This is a genomic window from Ramlibacter sp., assembly GCF_035548915.1.
Lineage (GTDB): Bacteria > Pseudomonadota > Gammaproteobacteria > Burkholderiales > Burkholderiaceae_C > Ramlibacter.
On record NZ_DASZSE010000021.1, the window covers coordinates 98,648 to 117,389 of the forward strand.

Consider the following 18,742-nt stretch of genomic DNA (forward strand, 5'->3'; position numbering starts at 1 on the left):
GCGATTGTCGCCGCGCGGCGAGCCGCTTGCGGTGGGGTTAGTGCCCATTGGCGTCGAACACTGCACTAGGCCTCGACGCCCTCCGGGTGAGGTACCTTGCTGCCGAGCCGCTTCAACAGCCGCGGCACAAGCACCACGGCCAGGATGACGACGATCAGGCCGATGGACATCGGCCGCTCGACGAACACCGTCCAGCTCCCCTCGCCGATCGACAGCGCGTTGCGCATCTGCGCTTCGGCGAGCGGCCCGAGGATCATGCCGACGACGACAGGCGCGGTCGGAAAATCGAACCGGCGCATCAGCACGCCCGCAAGGCCGATGCCCCACAGCAGCACGAGATCGAAGGCGCTCTGGCGCATGCCGTACGCACCCACGGTCGCGAAGATCAGGATGCCCGCATAGAGCTGCGGCTTCGGGATCTTCAGCAGCTTCACCCAGATGCTCACCATCGGCAGGTTCAGGATGAGCAGCATCACGTTGCCGATGTAGAGCGAAGCAATGAGCGCCCACACGAGCTCGGCCGACGTCGTGAAGAGTTGCGGCCCCGGCTGGATGCCGTAGTTCTGGAAGGCGCCCAGCAGGATGGCGGTGGTGTTGGAGATCGGGATGCCGAGCGTGAGCAGCGGGATGAGCGCCGTGGTCACCGTCGCGTTGTTCGCGGCTTCGGGGCCGGCCACGCCTTCGATCGCACCCACGGTGCCGAACTCGCCCTTGTTCTCGCCCTTGGCGAGCTTTTTCTCGACCGCGTAGCTGAGGAAGGTTGGAATCTCCGTGCCGCCCGCGGGAATGCAGCCGAACGGCGCGCCGATGGCGGTGGCGCGCAGCCACGCCGGGATCGACCGCTTCCACTCCTGCGCGGTCATGTAGACCTTGCTCATCGGATTGCGCGTCTCGACTTCGCGGCCCTCGTACATCGCGTAGTAGAGGACTTCCGCCACCGCGAAGAGGCCCACCGCGACGAGCACGATCTCGATGCCGTCCAGCAGCTCGGGAATGCCGCCCGTGTAGCGCGCCTGGCCCGAGATCTGGTCGAGGCCGATGAGTCCGAGCGCGAGGCCGAGGAGGAGCGACGTCATGCCGCGCAGCGTGCTCTGGCCGAGCACCGCGCTCACGGTGGTGAACGCGAGCACCATGAGCAGGAAATATTCGGGTGGCCCGAGCTTCACGGCGAAGTCGGCGACGGTCGGCGCGAAGAGCGTGACGATGATGGTCGCGATCGTGCCCGCGACGAACGAGCCGATGGCCGCGGTGGCGAGCGCCGCGCCCGCGCGCCCGTTCTTGGCCATCTTGTTGCCCTCCATCGCCGTCACCATGCTCGCGGTCTCGCCGGGCGTGTTGAGCAGGATCGAGGTGGTGGAGCCGCCGTACATCGCGCCGTAGTAGATGCCCGCGAAGAAGATCATCGACGCGGTGACGTCCACCTTGGCGGTGATGGGCAGCAGCATCGCGACGGCCACCGCGGGGCCGATGCCCGGCAGCACGCCCACGGCCGTGCCGAGCACGCAGCCGATGAAGGCCCACATCAGGTTGGCGAGGCTCAGCGCCGTGCCGAACCCGTGCAGCAGGGAATTGAAGATGTCCATGTCAGATCCAGCCGGTGGACGTGAGGCCCGGCAGGTTGATGGCCAGGAACTGGGTGAACGACCAGAACACGGGCGCGGCGATCAGGAAGCCCGTCGCCACGTCGATTGCCAGCACACGTGGCGTGCTGGTGCCCGACTGCCCCTGCGCACGGCGCAGGCCCTGCACCGCGAGCACGTAGCACAGCGTGCAGCTCAGGATGAAGCCGATGGTCGTGATGAGGGCGGCGTTCAGCAGCAAGCCGGCGGATACCCACACGACGCCCGGCCACCACATGCGTTCGCCGCCGCTCGGTGTCTCGAGCTGGCGAAAGCCCCCGGTGCGTGCCTCGCGCACGATGAGCGCGCCGCAGACCATGAGCGAGATCGCGACGAGCCACGGCAGGAAGTTGGGCCCGACGCCGCTATAGCCGGCGTTGGAGGGGATGCCCACCGCGCCGGCCGCGAGGCCGGCGCCCGTGAGGATGATGCCCGCGCCGACGAGCGTCTGGACGCGGGTTGCTGAAGTGTCCTGGGTCATGTCTCCTCCACGGCGCTGCAACGTCGCGCTCCGTCATTTCCGTCCTCTCCGCCACCCCCGTCATCCCCGCCACCCCCGTCATCCCCGCGAAAGCGGGGATCCAGAGGCTTCCACAGCCCCCAACGGTCCCGGCTTCCCGCCTTCGCGGCAATGACGAAAGCCACCCCTCAAACCATCCCAGCCTTCACCATCGTCGCGCGCAGGCTCGCGAATTCGTCGTCCACGAACTTGTCGAACGCGGGCCCCGACATCACGGCCGGCGTCCAGTCGTTCTTCTCGAGCGACTCGTGCCACGACTTGGTCTTCAGCGCGGCGAGCACCGCGTCCGTGAGCGCCTTGCGCTGCGCGGCCGTGATGCCCGGCGCGCCGTACACGCCGCGCCAGTTGCCGATCTCCACGTCGATGCCCTGCTCCTTCAGCGTCGGCACGCCGTTCAGGCGCTGGGGCGACGTGACGGCGATCGGCTTCATCTTGCCGGCCTTGATGTACTCCGCGAACTCGCTGTAGCCGCTGCCGCCCACCGTCACGTTGCCGCCCAGGATGGCCGCGGTCGCCTCGCCGCCCCCGCGGAAAGCCACGTAGTTGATCTTCGACGGATCGACCCCCACGCGCTGCGCGATCATCGCCGCGGCGATGTGCTCGGTGGAGCCGCGCGAGCCGCCGCCCCACTTCACGCTGCCGGGGTCCTTCTTCAGCTGCGCCACCACGTCGGCCATCGTCTTGAACGGCGAATTGGCCGGCAGCACGAACACGTTGTATTCGCTCGTGAGACGCGCGATGGGCGTCGCCTGCGAGAGATTCACCGGCGGCTTGCCGGTGATGATGCCGCCCAGCATCACGGCGCCCATCACCATGAGCGCATTCGGGTCGCCCTTGCTGCCGCCCACGAACTGCGCAAGGCCGAGCGCGCCCGCGGCGCCGCCCTTGTTGTCGTAGGTGACGCTGTCGGCCGTCTTGGCTTCGATCATCGCCTTGCCGAGCGCGCGGCCGGTCGTGTCCCAGCCGCCGCCGGGGTTGGCGGGGATCATCATCTTGATGTTCGCCGCCGCACGCGCGGCAAGCGGCAGCGCCCCCGCCGCGGCAAGCGCGGCCAGGGTCTTCAGGAAATCGTTTCGACGCATGGCAAGGTCTCCTTGTCGTTTGAAATCGTTCAGCCCGGGATGATGCGCCGTGCGGCTGTCAATCGGCTGTCCGGATGGTTGGGGAAAGTACGGAGGAACGGTTTTGCCGCGAACCGATGGAACCCATTCGTACCCATGGTTACCCACTCGCGTACCCCAACCCCATCCAGGACGAATCATGCCCACCACCACCACCATCACGACGAACACGGCAATGCATTGGTCGGTTTTCGATGCTTCGGAGTGCCAGCCTGCCATCAACGGCCATGCCGTGCAGCCGACCGAGTCCGAAGGCGTGCGCGCGACCGCACCGCAGCACCCCGCCGAGGCGCCCGCCGACCCGCGGGCGCAATTGAAACAGGCGATGCAACCCATCATCCGGAGCGTGCTCGACACGATCCGCACCTGGAGAACGGGGCAAATCGACGAGGATCGTGCCGGCGAGCCGTTTCTGGCGCTGCTGCAGCTGCCGCACCCCGACGGCGTGGATGGTCCCGCAGTCCTCGACGAGTGCGTCAAGGAAGCGGCGGATTCGATGCCGCACGACCAGGTCATGGAACTCAGAGCGGGAATCGCCTTCGCTCCGAAGGAGTCGATTCTCGGCATGATGGCCCAGCCCCTGCTCGCCAAGCTCGATGGCCTTGTTCGCGTGCACGAGTCCTAGACCAGCCCTCTCGACCTTTCCTCGCGCGCGGCGCAACCACCCGGGGCGTGGTTTAAGCTCTCGCCCCGATGAAGGTCCTGCTGGTCGAGGATGACGCCTCCATGCGCACGACGCTCGAACGCGCGCTCGGGCGGCGCGGCATTCACGTGACCTCGTGCGCCGACGGCGGCCGGGCGCTCGATGCGTGGCGCGCCGCGCAACCCGACGTCGTGATGCTCGACCTGAGCCTGCCGCGGCGCGACGGGCTCGATGTGTTGCAGGAAGCGCGCGCGGCCGGCATGAGGACGCCCGTGCTGATCCTCACCGCCCGCGGCACCGTGGGCGACCGCATCCTCGGCCTGAACACCGGCGCGGACGACTACCTGCCCAAGCCCTTCGATCTGGATGAGCTCGAGGCGCGCCTGAAGGCGCTCGGCCGCCGGCACGCGGGCGCGGGCGCGGGCGCCTCGGCCACCGCCAACGGCGATTCGTTCAGACTCGGCTCGCTGCGTTACGACAAGTCGAGCGGCGCGGTGTACTTCCGGGACGACGTGCTCGAACTCACCCCGCGCGAATCGTCGCTCGTCGCCGCCCTCCTCGCGCGGCCCGGCCATGCCGTCACGAAGGAAAAACTCTTCGAAGCCGTGTTCGCGGGCGAACCCGGCGTGCAATACGAAGCCATCGAAGTCGTGGTGTACCGGCTGCGCAAGAAGCTGGCCCCGACAGGGGTGTCTCTCGCCACGCTGCGCGGACTCGGCTACCTGCTGAAAGCCGAATGACGATCGCGGGAGGATCACTGCGGCGGCGGCTTCTGGTGGGCATCCTCGTGCCGGTGCTGCTCGTGATCGCCCTCAACAGCTACAGCCTCTACACCGGCGCGCTCGCCGCCGCCAACACGGCTTACGACCGCACGCTGCTCGCCTCGGCGAAGGTGATCGGCGACCAGCTCGACGTCGACGGCTACGACGAGCGGGCGCAGTTGCGCGCGACGGTGCCGTACTCCGCGCTCGAAGCGTTCGAGGCCGACAACCGCAGCCGCATGGTCTATCGCGTCTCGGACCTGCAGGGCCATCTCGTCTCGGGCTACGGCGACCTGCGCTTCTGGCAGGGGACGCTGCCGACGCACGGTCCGTATGCGGCGCTGGTCGACTTCTACGACGACCGCTACGCCGACCGCACCGTGCGCGTCGCGGTGCTCCTGCAGCCGGTGTCGAGCGCGAACGGCCGCGCGATGGCCGTGATCCAGGTCGCGGAAACGCTGGAGCTCAGGCGAACGCTCGCGCAGCAGATCCTCCTCGGCACGCTCCTGCGGCAGGCGCTGCTGGTCGCGGTGATCGCGGTGGTGGTCGTGCTCGTCGTGCAGTTCGTGACGCGTCCCGTGCGGCACCTGAGCCGCGAGCTCGAGGCGCGCCCCGAAGGCGACCTCACGCCGATCGCCACGGGCGGCGCGCCGCGCGAAGTGCAGCCGCTCGTGGACGCGACCAACGCGGTGATGACGCGCCTGGCCCACCTGCTGGACAACCAGAAGCGCTTCGTGCGCGATACGGCCCACCAGCTTCGCACGCCGCTTGCGGTGCTGAAGGTGCAGGTGCAGTCGGCGCTCCGGGGCGACGTCGAGCCGGCGCAGGCGCTCGGCGAGATCAACGCGACGGTGGAACGCGCGACGGCGCTCGCCAACCAGATGCTGTCGCTCGCGAAGGTGGAGCAGCTCAGGCAGCAGCCGGGCGCCGAGGTGAGCGACTTCGCGCTGGTGGCGCGGGTGATCGCCATCGAGCTCTCGCCCCTCATCGCGAACAAGGACATCGACTTCGAGATCGCGACCGTGCCCGCGCCGATCCGCGCGCACGATTGGATGCTCACCGAGCTCGCGCGCAACCTGCTGCACAACGCGATCAAGCACACGCGAAGCGGCGCGCCGCTCACGGTGCGCCTGAGCGTGGATCGCGGCTTCGCCGTGCTCGTGATCGCCGACAGCGGACCCGGCATCGCGGCCGAGCTGCAGCCGCGGCTCTTCCAGCCGTTTTCGGCGGGCGACGTGATGAGCGGCTCGGGACTGGGCCTTGCGATCTGCCAGGAGATCGTGCGCGCGCTCGGCGGCACGATCCAGCTGGACAATCGGATCGAGCACGGCCGCGTTGCGGGGCTCGATGCCACCGTGCGCCTGCCGCTGGCGGAAAATGCTTCCTGAATGGAACGGCTTCGCATCGACAAGTGGCTCTGGGCCGCGCGCTTCTACAAGACGCGCACGCTCGCGGCCGAAGAGATCGGAAAGGGACGGATCACCGTCAACGGCCAGGAAGCCAAGCCCGCGCGCGAGGTGAAGGTGGACGACGTCGTTGCCATGCGGCGCGAAGGCCTGACGCGGACGGTGGTGGTCAAGGCACTCGCGCACGTGCGGGGCCCCGCTCCCGTCGCGCAGCAGCTCTATGAAGAGACGCCCGAGAGCCTGAAGGCGCGAGCCGAGGCGCTCGAAAGGCGCAAGCTCGCCCCCGAACCCGCGCAGGCCATCGAGCACGGCCGGCCCACCAAGCGGGGTCGCCGCGACCTCGACGAAGCGCAGCGCGGATGGGGCGACCGCTGGAGCGCGTCGGTCGACGACGAATGAGCCGCACGGCCGCTCCGAAGGCTCATGGCTCCGATGTCCGCCGCCTGATCGCGCGTCAGCGCCGTCCGACTCGTCCTTTGGCAGGCTCCTGTCACCACGGGGTCACCCCCGGCGACCATACTCGGTGCGATCGCAGTCACACAAGCCATCGAGGCAAAGGCGACAGGGAAACGGAGCCGGCGAACCGGACCGGAAGCGCCGCGAAGCGGATGAAAAGATCGGCTCGAGAGCGGACGAGACAGGGAAGAACAAGAGATGAGCGAGAACAGGACGGTGTCGATTCTTCAGCGGGTGCCCAGGATTCTGGCCGTCACGGCGGCCTCCTACGGGCTCACCGCCGATGCGAACGGGCACGCGCGACATGCAGCCGGTCGTCCGCGCCAGCAGAAGCAGAAGCAGAAGCGGCGAACCGGCGAGCGAGCGCGCCACGACAAGGGCCCCGCGCGGCCTCTCAGTGGATCGCCGCGTACATGATGCCTTCCTGAGTCGCCTCCGTGGCGGAAAACTCCACCACGACCTTGCCTTGCTTCGCCACGAGAATGCGATCCGCGAGCGCCATCACTTCGGGCAGATACGATGAGATCACCACCACGGCCTTGCCCGCATCGGCCAGCCGATTGATTTCGGCGTGAATCTCGGTGATGGCGCCCACGTCCACGCCGCGCGTGGGCTCGTCGAAGATGATCACGTCGGGCTGCTGCACCATCGACTTCGCGATCACGACCTTTTGCTGGTTGCCGCCCGAGAGTTCGATCACCAGCATGTCCTTGCCGAGCGCGCGCACGTTGAGAAGCTCGCTGAAGCGCCGTCCCACCTCGTCGGCCCGCGCCTTCGACACCGTCCTGAACGCGCCGCCCAGCTTGCCGAGCAGGCCCATGTAGATGTTCCCGGCGATGGACATCGTCTCGAAGAAGCCTTCGAGCTTGCGGTCTTCGGTGATGTAGGCAATGCCGTCGCGCACCGCTTGCCGGCCCACGCGGTAGCGCACGGGCCGGCCTCGGAGCAGCACCTCGCCGCCGTGGAAGAAATCGCGCTTGATGAGGCCCGCGACGACCTTGAAGGTCTCCGTGCGGCCCGCCCCGACGAGGCCGAAGACGCCGGTCACCTGGCCCGCGAAGACCGACAGGGAATTGTTCTTCACGACGCTCGACATGCGCAGGTTGCGCACGGAAAGCAGGCATTCGCCCGGCGGCCGCACGGTCGTCTTGCGCTGGCCGTAGAGCGTCTGCGACAGATCGCGCCCGACCATCGCCCGCACGATGCGCGCGCGGTCGAAGTTCTCCTTCAGGTCCGTCACCACGCGGCGGCCGTCGCGCAGCACGGTGATGCGGTCGGCGAGGAAAAGCGCCTCCTCCAGCGCGTGCGAGATGAAGACCACCGAGACGCCGCGCGCCTTCAGGCTGAAGACGAGGTCGAAGAAGTACTTCTTCTCCTCCGGCGTGAGGCTCGCGGTCGGCTCGTCGAAGATGATGACGCGTGCCTTTTGCAGCACCGCCCGCGCGATCTCGACCATCTGCTTCTTCGCGGCGCCGAGCATCGCGACCGTTGCCGTGGGATCGACGTCGAAGTTGAGCGACTGCAGGAACTGCTGCGCGGAGATGTAGACGCCGCGCAGGCGATTGAAGAACGCTTCCTGGCCGAGGTAGAGGTTCTGCGCCACCGTCATGGTCGGCACGAGGCTCGTTTCCTGGAACACCATCGCGATGCCCTTGTGCCGCGCCTCGAGCGGCGTCGTGAGCGACACCGGCTCGCCATCCACGAGCATCTGGCCGCTCGTGAGCGTGACAACGCCCGCCATCACCTTCGTGAGCGTCGACTTGCCCGCGCCGTTCTCCCCGACGAGCGCGTGGATCTCGCCGCGCTCCAGCGTGAAGTCGACACTGTCGATGGCGGGCACGCCGGCGTATTTGCGGGTCGCCTCGCGAAGCTCGAGCAGGATGTCGGTCACGACAAGGCCACCTTCAGCAGCCTGCCGCTGCCCTTCGATGCGACGTGAAGAGCGCCGCCGTATTCCGCCGCCGCGGTGATGCCGTGGTGCTTTCCGTCCACGAGGCTGTGCAGCGAACGTTCGATGCGGCCGTCGGCCGCGACGCGGAGCACGAGACCATAGGAACGCGGTGGCGCCCAGGGCTTGAGCACGCCCATCTGCTTCACGCCCGCGCCTTGCAACGGTTCCAGGAAGCTCTGGCCCGACGACAGCGCGGGCGCGACCCAGTAGCGCGGATCGATCTGCGCGATCATGCGCTCGCGATAAGCGTCTTCGCGCAGCACGAATTCAACGAGCTGCGTGCGGCACGCGAAGCAGGTGAGCCAGAAGCCGCCGCCCGAGGCCGGGGCCATGCGCGAGGGATAGGCGGGCAAGTCGGCGATGAGAGACCGTGTCCCTCCGGTGTCCGTTCGCATGACGCGGTGGTGCCAGCTTTCGCTGTGCAGCACGCCGCCGTCTTGCGCGAGGACGCCGAATGCGTAGCGCTGGTTCTGCGCGATCATGTCCGCTTGCGAGGTCGCGAAGCGCCATCGCGCAACGCTTCCGCTGCGGCCCTGCGTCATCAGGTCGTGACACCACTGAGCCGGTGCGAAGCGCTGCGAGCCGTCGGAGACGACGAGGGCGTCCTCGCCGTCGAATGCCAGCGCGTTCACGCTCATCGCTCCCCCCGCCGTCATTCCCGCGTACGCGGGAATCCAGTGGCGTTGCGCGCGGCGGAAAGTCGCTGGATTCCCGCTTTCGCGGGAATGACGGCCGGGAGGGGCGTCCAGATGCGCCGTGAGCGTGGAAGGACGGTCGGGAGGGACGTCCGCATGCGCCGCGAGCGTGGAATGACGGCCGGGAGGGACGTCCGAATTCGCTTCGGACGCGTCCAGCCGCGCGATCTCCGCGCCATCCTCATGCAGCACCACGACCCTGCGGCCCTCGAGCGCCACCGCGACTTTGCCCTCGCCCGACAAAGCGACCGCCGTCACGGTCCCGTCGAAGCGCCGCCACTCGGAAAGCGTCTCGCCTTCCAGCCGCCACAACGCCGCGCCCGCGCTCGCATAGAGCTGATCGCCGTTGCTCGCGATGTCGTCCAGGCCGGGCAGTTCGGCGACGACACTCGCCTCGTCGAGCGCGCGATTGGGTTTCAACGCACCGTCCATCACCGGCACCGTGATCGCGGCGCGACCGCGCCCGAGGAGTTCGTCGCGCCATTCGCGCAGCGTCGCAAGCATCTACTGCCTCCCCCATCGTTTCTCGTACTGCACGAAATTCGGGTCCGCCCCGCTCAGCGCATAGCGGCCGATGCGGTTGTTCGAGATCCCGCCCAGGTACAGGTATCCGCGATGCTCGCGCATCGACGTGATCATCGGGTGGTTCTGCCCGCCCAGGTCCCAGAAGGTCTCGAGCACCTCGCCCTTCTCGCTGAACTTCAGCACGCAGCCCGTGTTGATGTTCGGAAACATCCATTCGTCCAGCGGCACGCGCCGCGCCATGCGTTTGCGAAAACCCGGCATGCGCATCGCGAGGTCGTACGCGGGGCAGCGCATGCCCACGAGCGCGAGCCAGTAGTTGCCGTCCGAAGCGAGGTTGATGTTGTCCGGATAGCCCGGCAGCCCGTCGATGAGCATCTGCACCCGGCCCTTCTGCGGACCGTCGAACCACCAGCGCTTGATGCAGCAGCCCCAGGTCTCCGCGAACAGGATCGACTGCCCGTCGCTTGCGATGCAGATGCCGTTCGGGAACTTCAGATCGCGCAGCACCGTGCGCGTGCTGCCGTCGCGCGGGTCGTAACAGACGATACGGCCGTTGCCGCGCGCCTCCAGGCCATCGACCGGCCACTCGTGCATCTCGTAGCGCACCGTCGCCTCGGAAAAGAAGATGCGTCCGTCATCCGCGATGTCCAGGTCGTCGGCCAGACGCAGCCGGCTGTCGTCGTTGATCGAGCTCAGGCTGCGGTTCGTCTCGTCCGTGACGAGTTCCACCTTGCGCTTCGGCGTCACGCGGTAAAGACCCATGCCGCCGATGCACACGTTCAGGTTGTCGTCGCAGTCGAAAGCGAGTCCGAGCGGCTGGCCGCCGATATGCGCGAAGACTTCCATGCGCTCGTAGTCGGGCGCGAAAAACCGGATGATGTCGCCGTGGCGCGAACCCGCGTAGAGGTTGTCGTCGCGGTCGAGGATCACGTCTTCGGGCGCCTCGATGCGGCCGAGCCCGATCAGCGTCACGTCGCGCAGCTTGTTGTTGAGCGCGTAAGGCGTGCCGCTTGCCTCGCTGCAATCCGGCGCGGGCGGCAGCGCATGGTACGTCGGGCTCACGTAGACCTTGCTGATGATCCGCTGCCGGTTCTTCAGCCAGCGCACGTCGATCACGGCCGCGGCGAGCAGCGTGCCGGCGAGCACCATGCGCGTCACGCCGCCCGGCGCGGAAAGCGATGTGAGCCCGTTGGTCACGAGCAGCACGATCAGCGTTCCCACGACGGCTTTGGTCACCGACCCCCGCCCGCCGCCCAGGCTGATGCCGCCCAGCACCGCGGCCGTGAGCACGAGCACTTCCATGCCCACGCCGATGTCGGCACCCGCCGTCGCGAGCCGCGACGCGAAGAAGAGGCCTCCCACCGCCGTGAGCATGCCGCTTGCGACGTAGCAGAGCGCCACGGTGCGGCGCACGGGAATGCCGTTGTTGAACGCCGACCGGCGCGAGCCGCCGATCGCGAGAATGTGCCAGCCGATGCGAAGCCGCGTAAGCATGATGTGCCCGGCGATCGCGACGACGACGTAGACCCACGCCACCGTCGGCACACCCGCGAAGGTGCCGTTGCCGAGGAAGTCCCACACCGCCGAATCCGGCAGGTTGCCCGCGATCTCGGTGGAGTATTCGAGGCTCAGCAGTTCGTAGATCGAGCGGAAGATGATGAGCGTGATGAGCGTCGTGAGGAAGGCGCGCAGCCGCAGGAGGCCGATCAGCGCGCCGTTCACCGCGCCCAGCACCGCGCCGGTCGCGAGCGTGCCCACGACCGCCACGGCCACGGGCCACTTGAGCACGTGCACCATCATGAGCGCCGCGAAATTCGTGAGGGCGAACATCGAGCCCACCGACAGATCGATGCCGCCCGCAATCATCACGAGCCCGAGCCCCAGCACGACGAAGCCGATCTCGCCCGCCTGGCGCAGTGTTCCGGCCAGTGCCTCGGCGGTCCAGAAGTTCGCGATCAGCCGGCTCGATGCGATGAGCACGATCGCGAGCAGCACGACCGGAATCGCGGTCTCCGTCCAGCGCTTGGAAAGAATCTCGCCCAGCCAGTGGTCGGGCCACCAGCGATGGCGCCAGCGCGCGAGCTTTTCCGCGAGCGGCTCGGCCCCTGCCGCGCGCGGTGGCGGCGGGGCTTCGAGCGTCGGGTCGGCGGCGTGGTTCAACGCGTGGCGCCTGGTCGTCCGCCTACTTGGCCGTGAGCTTCCAGCAGCTGCCGTCCCTGGCGGCGTTGTCCTTCGTGAGCGGGATCAGCGTCGTGTAGATGTTCTGCTTCGCGGCCCCCGGCTTCAGGCCGCCTTGCACGAGCCACTTGATCATCGCGGCCATGTTGCTCGCCTGCGTGGGCACGTCGTAGCTGATGTCGAGATCGAATGCGCCCGACTTCACCTGGTCGCACGCACCCTTTTGCTCGCCGCCGCCGGAGGTCGCGAGGAACACCTTGCCCGTGAGGCCCGCTTCCTTGATCGCGGCGGCCGTGCCGATGTCCATGCCGTCCCAGAAGCCGACGATGCCGCACAGATCGGGATGCTGCTTGAGCACCGTCTGCGTGAGTGCCTTCGCCTTCGCGGCGTCCCAGTCGGCCGCCTGGTTGCTCACCACCTTCACCTGCGGATTCTTCGCGAGCACGTTCTCCACGCCCTTCAGCGTATAGGCGCTCGCGGCGGCGGTCGGTGCACCCTGCACGATGGCAATCTTGTTGCTCTTGCCCTTGCACGCGTCGACCACGGCCTGCGCATCGTGCTCGCCCACGTCCACCCAGTCGGCGCCCACGAACGCGGTGGACGGCTGCGTGGAGCGCATGTTGATCTGAACGACGTAGATGCCCGCGTCTTCCGCCTGCTTGATGAGCTTGGCGTAGGTCTGCACGTCGGGGTTGTGGATCACGATGACCGCGGGCTTCTCCGCGATGAGCGCGCTGAAGGCCTGCGCGCCGGCGTTGGTGTTCCAGTTCGGGTCGCGCACGACGACTTTCATGCCCGCGGGCTCGAGCTGCGCCTTCAGGCCGGCGAACCATCCCTCGGCCAGGTCGAAGCCCATGGCGACCGGGATGAAGCCCACCGTCTTGCCGGCGAGCGACTTCTTGTAGCCCGCACGGAACGGCTCGTCGAGCCCCTTGCCCTGGGCGAACGCGGCACTCGCGGCGGCGAGCGACAGGCCTGCGGCCAGCACGGCGGCGGCCAGCTTGCGAAGAGGTCTCATGGTGCGGTCTCCTGTGTGATTTCCTTGGGTCTTGGCTGAAGTGCGCGTTTCAGATGTCGCCCTGCTGGGCGGTTTCCTCGTTGCGCGGGTTGAGGATCGAGTCGATCACGATCGCCACCAGGAGCACGACGCCCTTGATGATGTTCTGCACCGAATACGAGATGTCCATGATCGTCATGCCGTTGAGCATGGTGCCGATCAGAAGCGTGCCCACGACGACGTTGAGCACGCCGCCGCGCCCGCCCGAAAGACCGATGCCGCCGAGCACGATGACGAGCACGACGTCGTAGATCAGCGTGGAGTTGTAGATGCGCGTGGGCATGCTGTTCACCGAAGCCGCCATCACGATGCCCGCGAAGACGCCGATGAGCGCCGCGATCACGTATTCGAGCGCCACGATGGGCCGTGTGGGCAAGCCCGTGGCGCGCGCCGCGAACGGGTTGTCGCCGATCGCATAGATGAACGCGCCCGCGCGCAGGCGCCGCAGGAAAATCGCCACGGCGGCTGCCGTGAGGCCGAACATCACGACCGGCGTCGGCAGGCCCGCGACGCTGCCGCGGCCGAACCACGCGATCGGATCGAGCCTCACGGGCCACTGCACGACTTCGAGCGTGAAAAGCACCTGGCCGAGCCCGGCGAGAAAGAGGCCGGACGCGAGCGTCGTGAAAAGCGAGGGCACTTCGGCATAGGCGATGAGCCAGCCGTTCATGAGGCCGAAGAGAAGCGCCATGCCGACCGCCAGCGGAATCGCCGTGGCGAGCGGCATGCCTTCGGCCACCATCTGCAGCAGGAGCCCCGAGGGCACCGCGAGCGCGGCGATCATCGAGATGTCGATGCCGCGGCCGATCACGACCACCGCCATGCCGAGCCCGAGGATGCCGAGGATCGCGACGTTCTGCACGAGCGTGAGAAGGTTGTCCACCCGGGCGAAGCCCGGCAGGAAAAGCGCGAAGCCGCCCGCCATCGCGATGAAGATCGCGAAGACGATGGTTTCCTGCGTGGCCCGGACTCGCTTCATCGTGGGGCCTCAATAGCTCGGTGCCTGCTTCGCCACGAAGGCCGCGAGCCCGCGCGCGAGATCGTGGCCGCCGATGTGCGCGGCGAAGTGCTCCAGCTCGGCTTCGAAACGCCGCTGCCGTTCGGCTGCGCGCGGCGTGTTCGACGTGAGCGCCTTGATGTGCGCCACGGCCTCGGGGCTCGCGAGCGCGATCTGCTGCGCGAGCGCGTGCGCGCGGTCCATGAGCCGCGCCGCGGGCAGCACCTCGTTCACGAGGCCCCACGCGTGCAGCGTCGCGGCATCCACCGGCGTCGCGGTGAAGAAGAGCTGCGCGGCACGCGCGGGCGAGATGCGTTCGGCGAGCCGCACCGTCGCGCCGCCCGCGGGCACGATGCCGTAGCGTGCGTGGCCGTCCCCGAGCTGGGCGCCTTCGGCTGCCAGCACGAGGTCGCAGCACAGCAGCAACTCGAGCCCGCCCGCGACCGCGAGGCCCTGGGCGACGCCGATCACCGGGACCGCGAGCGATTCGATGCGCTGCATCACGTGCTGGTTGAACCGGAGGTCCGAAAGGAGTCGTGCCGGGTCCGACCGCAGCGATGCCTCGAATTCGACGAGGTCGCCGCCTGCCGAGAACGCGCGGCCCGATGCGGCGAGCAGCACCACGCGCAGGCCCGCGCAGGCGGCCACGGCGTCCAGCCTCGCATCGAGCGCGCGCATCATCCCGCGCGACAGGGCGTTCAGCTTGTCCGGGCGGTTCAGCGTGAGCGTCGCGATGCCGTCGTGAATGTGAAGCATCACGTGTTCCACGGCCCCTCCCCTTCTCGCGCCGGTGTGACCGCGTAGGTTTGCGGCAGCGCGCGCAATGCTTGCGCCAGAGCGTCCAGCTGCGCGGGCGTGCCGCCCGACACGGCCACGTCGACCCGCGTGCGGCGCGATGCGTCGAGCCGGACTTCGGCTCGCGCCTTCGCATCTGGTCCGCAGATGCGCCCGACTTCCAGCCGCACCTTCTCCTGAATCGCGAGGTCGCGGAGCGCGGGCTTGTAGATCTTGCCCACTGCCGTGAGCGGCAGCGCGTCGAGCAAGAGCACGCTGCGCGGCCGCGCGGGGGGCTCGTGCACGTTCGCCTCCAGATAGCGCCCCAGCGCCGCGAGGTCGATCGCCGCGCCGGGTTGCGGCACGACGAAGAGCGCCGGCACTTCACCCGCGTATTCGTCGGGCATCGCGACCGCCGCGCTGATCTGCACGCCCTCGAACCGGTTCGCGACATCCTCGATCGCGGCCGGATCGATGTTGTGGCCGCTTCTCACGATGAGGTCCTTCTCGCGTCCGGTGAGCACGAGCCGCTCGTCGCCGGTGAAGTAGCCCACGTCCCCCGTGTCGAGCCAGCCGTCGGCCGAGAGCGTGCCCGCGTCCTGCGCCGCATCGAGGTAGCCCGGAAACACCTGCGGACCGCGCACCTGCACGAGCCCGCTTTCGTTCGCGCCGCACGCGCCCGGCTTCGCGGGGTCGAGCGACACGATGCGCGTTCGCGAATACGGCGCGCGAAAGCCGACGCTGCCGGCCAGCGGCTCGCCACGGCCCGGGTTGAAAGCGATGGCCGCCGCCGACTCCGTCATGCCGTAGGTTTCGAAAAGGCGTATGCCGGTCACCGCCTCGAAGCGGCTGCCGATGGCCTTGGGCAGCACGGCGCCGCCGGTCACCGCCATTCGCACGCGCGAGACATCCGTGCCGCTCACCCATGCATTCGTGAGCGCGGCGATCGACGTGGGCACGCCGCTGACCGTCGTCGCGCCGAAGTGTTCCACGATCTTCCAGTAGCCTTTCACCACCGGCGCCGGCCGCAGCGCATACGGCGAGGGCACGACCACGTGACCGCCCGCCGAGAGAATGGAAAGCCCCGCGGTGATCGTGCCGCCCACGTGGAAGAACGGGAAGCCGTTGACGATGACGTCGTGCTCGTCGTAGCCGTACACCTGCGCGAAGCCGAAGGCGCCGTGGATCTGGTTGCCGTGCGTGAGCCGCACGATCTTCGGCCGTCCGGTGGTGCCGCCCGTATGGAACAGCGCGCACACCGTGTGCCGGTCGGACGTGGGTTCGAAGTCGAGCGCGTCGGCCCGATGTCCGCTCAAAGCGGCGTCGACATCGGCCTCGCCCGCACCCACACCCGCACCCACACCCGCACCTGTGTCCGCGCCGATCACCAGCACGCGCCTCAGCGACTCCACTCGGCTCGGCAACGCCTGCGCCTTGAGCCAGCAGGCTTCGTCGAGCGAGCGGCCTGGCACGACGAGCACCGTGGCGCGCTGCGCATTCAGCAGATCCGCGAGCGCATCGACGCCCAGGAGGTAGTTGAGCGTGCTCGCCACGCCGGCCACCTGCGCGCCGAGCAGCAAGGCGGGCAATTGCGGCAGCGTCGGCGCGAGGAACGCGACCGCGCCCGCGTCCGGCGCGATGCCGAGGAAGCGGAACATGTTGGCCGAACGCGTGATCTCGCGCAGCAGCCCGGCGTGCGTGAGCGACACGCCCACGTCCCGCGGGTCTTCACTGCGCAGCACGGTGAGCGCCTGGCGATCGGGCACGTGCAGCGCGGTCGCGCGAAAGAGGTCGTGGATGTTGCGCGCGGTGACGACGTCGTCGTAGGGCTCGGCCTCGATCGCGGCGACGTCGGCGATCGTGAGCACCGGCCGAACGGCTCGCGTGGTCTTGAGCGTGTGCTGCCGCATCGCCGCCGCCTTCTTGCTCGGGTTCTCAGGCGAGCGCGGGCGCGAGGCCCTGGCGCAGCAGCCGCTTCATGATCTTGCCGTCGGCATTGCGCGGCAGGGGCGCGGTGCCGATGGTCCAGGTCTCCGGCACGGCGTAGTCGGCGATGCGCGCCGCGCAGAAGGCCTGCAAGGCCGCGGCGCTCGTCGCCTCGCCGATCGTTCGCACGCACACGAACGCGTGCACGCGTTCGCCGAGCACGGAACACGGCACGCCCACGAGCGCCGACTCGACGACTTCCGCGTGCCCGGCGAGCACGCTTTCCACCGTCGCGCAGTAGATCTTGAAGCCGCCGCGGTTGATCATGTCCTTCCTGCGGTCGAGCACGCGCACGAAGCCGTCGGCGTCGCGGCTGCCGATGTCGCCCGAGCACCAGTAGCCGCCGCGAAACTCCTGCGCCGTCGCCTCCGGGTTGCGCCAGTAGCCGGGCACGATCATCGGCCCGGCGATCCAGATTTCGCCCGCTTCGCCCGCGGGCAGCTCGCGGCCCTGGTTGTCGACGATCGCGATGTCGGCGCACGGCACGGGCACGCCCACGCTGTCGGGGTGCGAAGCGGTCTGCCCGCGCGGCATGATGGTCGCGGGCGAAGAGGTTTCCGTGCCGCCGTAGCAGTTCATGAGCGTGAGCCGCGGCAGGCGCGCCGCGATGCCCTCGATGGTCGCGGTGGGCATCGGCGCGCCGCCGTAGGCTCCGATGCGCCACGCGCTCAGGTCGTGCGCGGCGAAGTCGGGCAGAAGCAGGCACAGGTTGTACATGGCGGGCACGAGGATCGCGTGGGTGATGCGCTCGCGCGCCGCGACCCGCACGAACTCGGCGGCCTTGAACTGGCGCATCAGCACCATCGTGCCCGCGCACTGCAGCACGGTATAGAGCTGCGCGACGAGGCCCGTGGCGTGGCACAGAGGTACCGCGACGAGGCTGCGGTCCGCGGTGCCCAGCTCCATCGCGTCGATGTAGTGCAGCACCGAATGCACGATGTTCAGGTGCGTGAGCATCGCGCCTTTCGGGCGGCCCGTCGTCCCCGAGGTGTAGAGCAGCGCCGCGAGTTCCTCTTCGCGCGCGTCGTGCGGCTGCGCGAGCGGCTCGGCCTGCATCAGCGCGCGCCAGAGCTCCAGGCCCGGCGCGGCCTTGCCTTCTGTGGTGAAGCGCAGCCGCAGTTGCGGCAGTGCCGCGGGCGGCGGCAGGAGCGAAGCGAGCGAACCGGCCCCCACGACCGCGGCCGCGCCCGAATCGGCCAGCGCATGTTCGAGCTCGGGGCCGCGCGCGCGTTCGTCGATCGGCACGAGCACGCTGCCGAGCCAAGCGCAGGCGAGCGCCGCGATCACGAATTCGGGGCTGTTTCCGAGGTGCAGCGCGACGCGGTCGCCCGGGCGCACGCCGCGTTGCGCGAGCCCGCCCGCGATGCGCGTCGCGGCGTGGTGCAGTTCTCGCCAAGTGAGGCGCAATCCTTCGCAGACGAGCGCTTCGCCGTCGGCGCGCATCTGCACGGTGGCCGCGAGCATCGAAGCGAGATTGCGTGGACGCTCGACGAAGCAGCGGACGATCCGGTTGTCGAAGTGGACTTCGCGCCGCGTCGCGCGCCGCGCCGCCGCCCCCGGCGCCGGCGCGGCTTCGCCGTCGAACGGCGCGCGTGGCGCCGCGAGCACGCCGCGCATCAGCATCTCCACGCAATGGTCGATCGCGTCGGCCAGGCTGTGCGCGCCCGGGTTTTCGGGGCGGTACCACCGGCCGATGCCGCCGAGCGCGCCCACCACCGAGAACGCGGCCATTGCCGCGTCGCCGGGCGCGACCGCGCCGAGCGCCATCGACTGCTCGATGAGCCCGCGGAATTCGGCTTCGATGCGGGCCTTCGATGCGCGCAGTTCGCGGCGGCGCGGCTCGGAAAGCGGCTCCTCGCCGACCCGGATCACGCACAGCCCGTAGTCGCTCGTGACGATGTCCGCGTACTGCCGCAGCACCGCGCGCAGCTTCTCGCGTCCCCCGATGTCGCGCCCGGCCGTTTCATCGATGGCCGCGCGCAGCGCGTCGAGCCCGCGCTGCACGCATTCGAAGAGGATCTCTTCCTTGGTCGCGATGTAGTGGTAGAGCGTC

General features: G+C 68.8%; 15 protein-coding genes. 4 read left to right on the forward strand and 11 right to left on the reverse strand.

Features of this window, described 5'->3' with window-relative positions:
• Positions 1–65: 65 nt before the first annotated feature.
• The 3 genes from VHA82_RS06710 to VHA82_RS06720 form a co-directional block, all read right to left on the reverse strand.
• A complete protein-coding gene (locus tag VHA82_RS06710) occupies positions 66–1,583 on the reverse strand; it encodes a tripartite tricarboxylate transporter permease (RefSeq protein WP_325541724.1) in 1,518 nt (505 codons plus the stop codon).
• A gap of 1 nt (position 1,584) precedes the next feature.
• The gene (locus VHA82_RS06715; protein ID WP_325541726.1) at positions 1,585–2,100 is read right to left on the reverse strand and encodes a tripartite tricarboxylate transporter TctB family protein; all 516 of its coding nucleotides are present in this window, start codon (positions 2,098–2,100) and stop codon (positions 1,585–1,587) included.
• A 167-nt stretch (positions 2,101–2,267) separates the two neighbouring features.
• Positions 2,268–3,221: a tripartite tricarboxylate transporter substrate binding protein gene (locus VHA82_RS06720; protein WP_325541728.1), complete on the reverse strand. Its 954-nt coding sequence runs from the start codon at positions 3,219–3,221 to the stop codon at positions 2,268–2,270.
• Positions 3,222–3,399: 178 nt separating this feature from the next.
• Here VHA82_RS06720 and VHA82_RS06725 point away from each other — a divergent pair, with 178 nt between their 5' ends.
• From VHA82_RS06725 to VHA82_RS06740, 4 genes are all read left to right on the forward strand, one after another.
• The gene (locus VHA82_RS06725; protein ID WP_325541730.1) at positions 3,400–3,885 is read left to right on the forward strand and encodes a hypothetical protein; all 486 of its coding nucleotides are present in this window, start codon (positions 3,400–3,402) and stop codon (positions 3,883–3,885) included.
• Positions 3,886–3,953: 68 nt separating this feature from the next.
• Positions 3,954–4,643, forward strand: coding sequence for a response regulator transcription factor (locus VHA82_RS06730; protein ID WP_325541732.1), 690 nt, complete (start codon positions 3,954–3,956; stop codon positions 4,641–4,643).
• A complete protein-coding gene (locus VHA82_RS06735) occupies positions 4,640–6,052 on the forward strand; it encodes a sensor histidine kinase (protein ID WP_325541734.1) in 1,413 nt (470 codons plus the stop codon). Before VHA82_RS06730 ends, VHA82_RS06735 begins: the two co-directional genes overlap by 4 nt.
• Positions 6,053–6,469 (forward strand): RNA-binding S4 domain-containing protein, encoded by a 417-nt coding sequence (locus VHA82_RS06740; protein WP_325541736.1) that lies wholly within the window; start codon positions 6,053–6,055, stop codon positions 6,467–6,469.
• 451 nt (positions 6,470–6,920) lie between these two features.
• On the opposite strand, the gene VHA82_RS06745 is transcribed toward VHA82_RS06740, so the two are convergent.
• The 8 genes from VHA82_RS06745 to VHA82_RS06780 form a co-directional block, all read right to left on the reverse strand.
• Entirely contained in the window at positions 6,921–8,417 is a 1,497-nt protein-coding gene (locus VHA82_RS06745; protein ID WP_325541738.1) for a sugar ABC transporter ATP-binding protein, read from the reverse strand.
• Positions 8,414–9,676: a strictosidine synthase gene (locus VHA82_RS06750; protein ID WP_325541740.1), complete on the reverse strand. Its 1,263-nt coding sequence runs from the start codon at positions 9,674–9,676 to the stop codon at positions 8,414–8,416. The genes VHA82_RS06745 and VHA82_RS06750 overlap by 4 nt, the downstream gene beginning before the upstream one ends.
• Positions 9,677–11,857, reverse strand: coding sequence for an ABC transporter permease (locus VHA82_RS06755; protein WP_325541742.1), 2,181 nt, complete (start codon positions 11,855–11,857; stop codon positions 9,677–9,679).
• Between the two features lie 22 nt (positions 11,858–11,879).
• Complete coding sequence (locus VHA82_RS06760; RefSeq protein WP_325541744.1) at positions 11,880–12,893, reverse strand: sugar ABC transporter substrate-binding protein; 1,014 nt, start codon at positions 12,891–12,893, stop codon at positions 11,880–11,882.
• A 49-nt stretch (positions 12,894–12,942) separates the two neighbouring features.
• A complete protein-coding gene (locus VHA82_RS06765) occupies positions 12,943–13,911 on the reverse strand; it encodes an ABC transporter permease (protein WP_325541746.1) in 969 nt (322 codons plus the stop codon).
• Between the two features lie 9 nt (positions 13,912–13,920).
• Positions 13,921–14,697 (reverse strand): enoyl-CoA hydratase/isomerase family protein, encoded by a 777-nt coding sequence (locus tag VHA82_RS06770; RefSeq protein ID WP_325541748.1) that lies wholly within the window; start codon positions 14,695–14,697, stop codon positions 13,921–13,923.
• Positions 14,685–16,613, reverse strand: a complete 1,929-nt coding sequence (locus VHA82_RS06775; protein ID WP_325541750.1) for an AMP-binding protein — start codon at positions 16,611–16,613, stop codon at positions 14,685–14,687. The genes VHA82_RS06770 and VHA82_RS06775 overlap by 13 nt, the downstream gene beginning before the upstream one ends.
• 25 nt (positions 16,614–16,638) lie before the next feature.
• Positions 16,639–18,742 (reverse strand): AMP-binding protein (locus VHA82_RS06780; protein ID WP_325541752.1); only part of this gene is annotated, 2,104 nt, incomplete at its 5' end.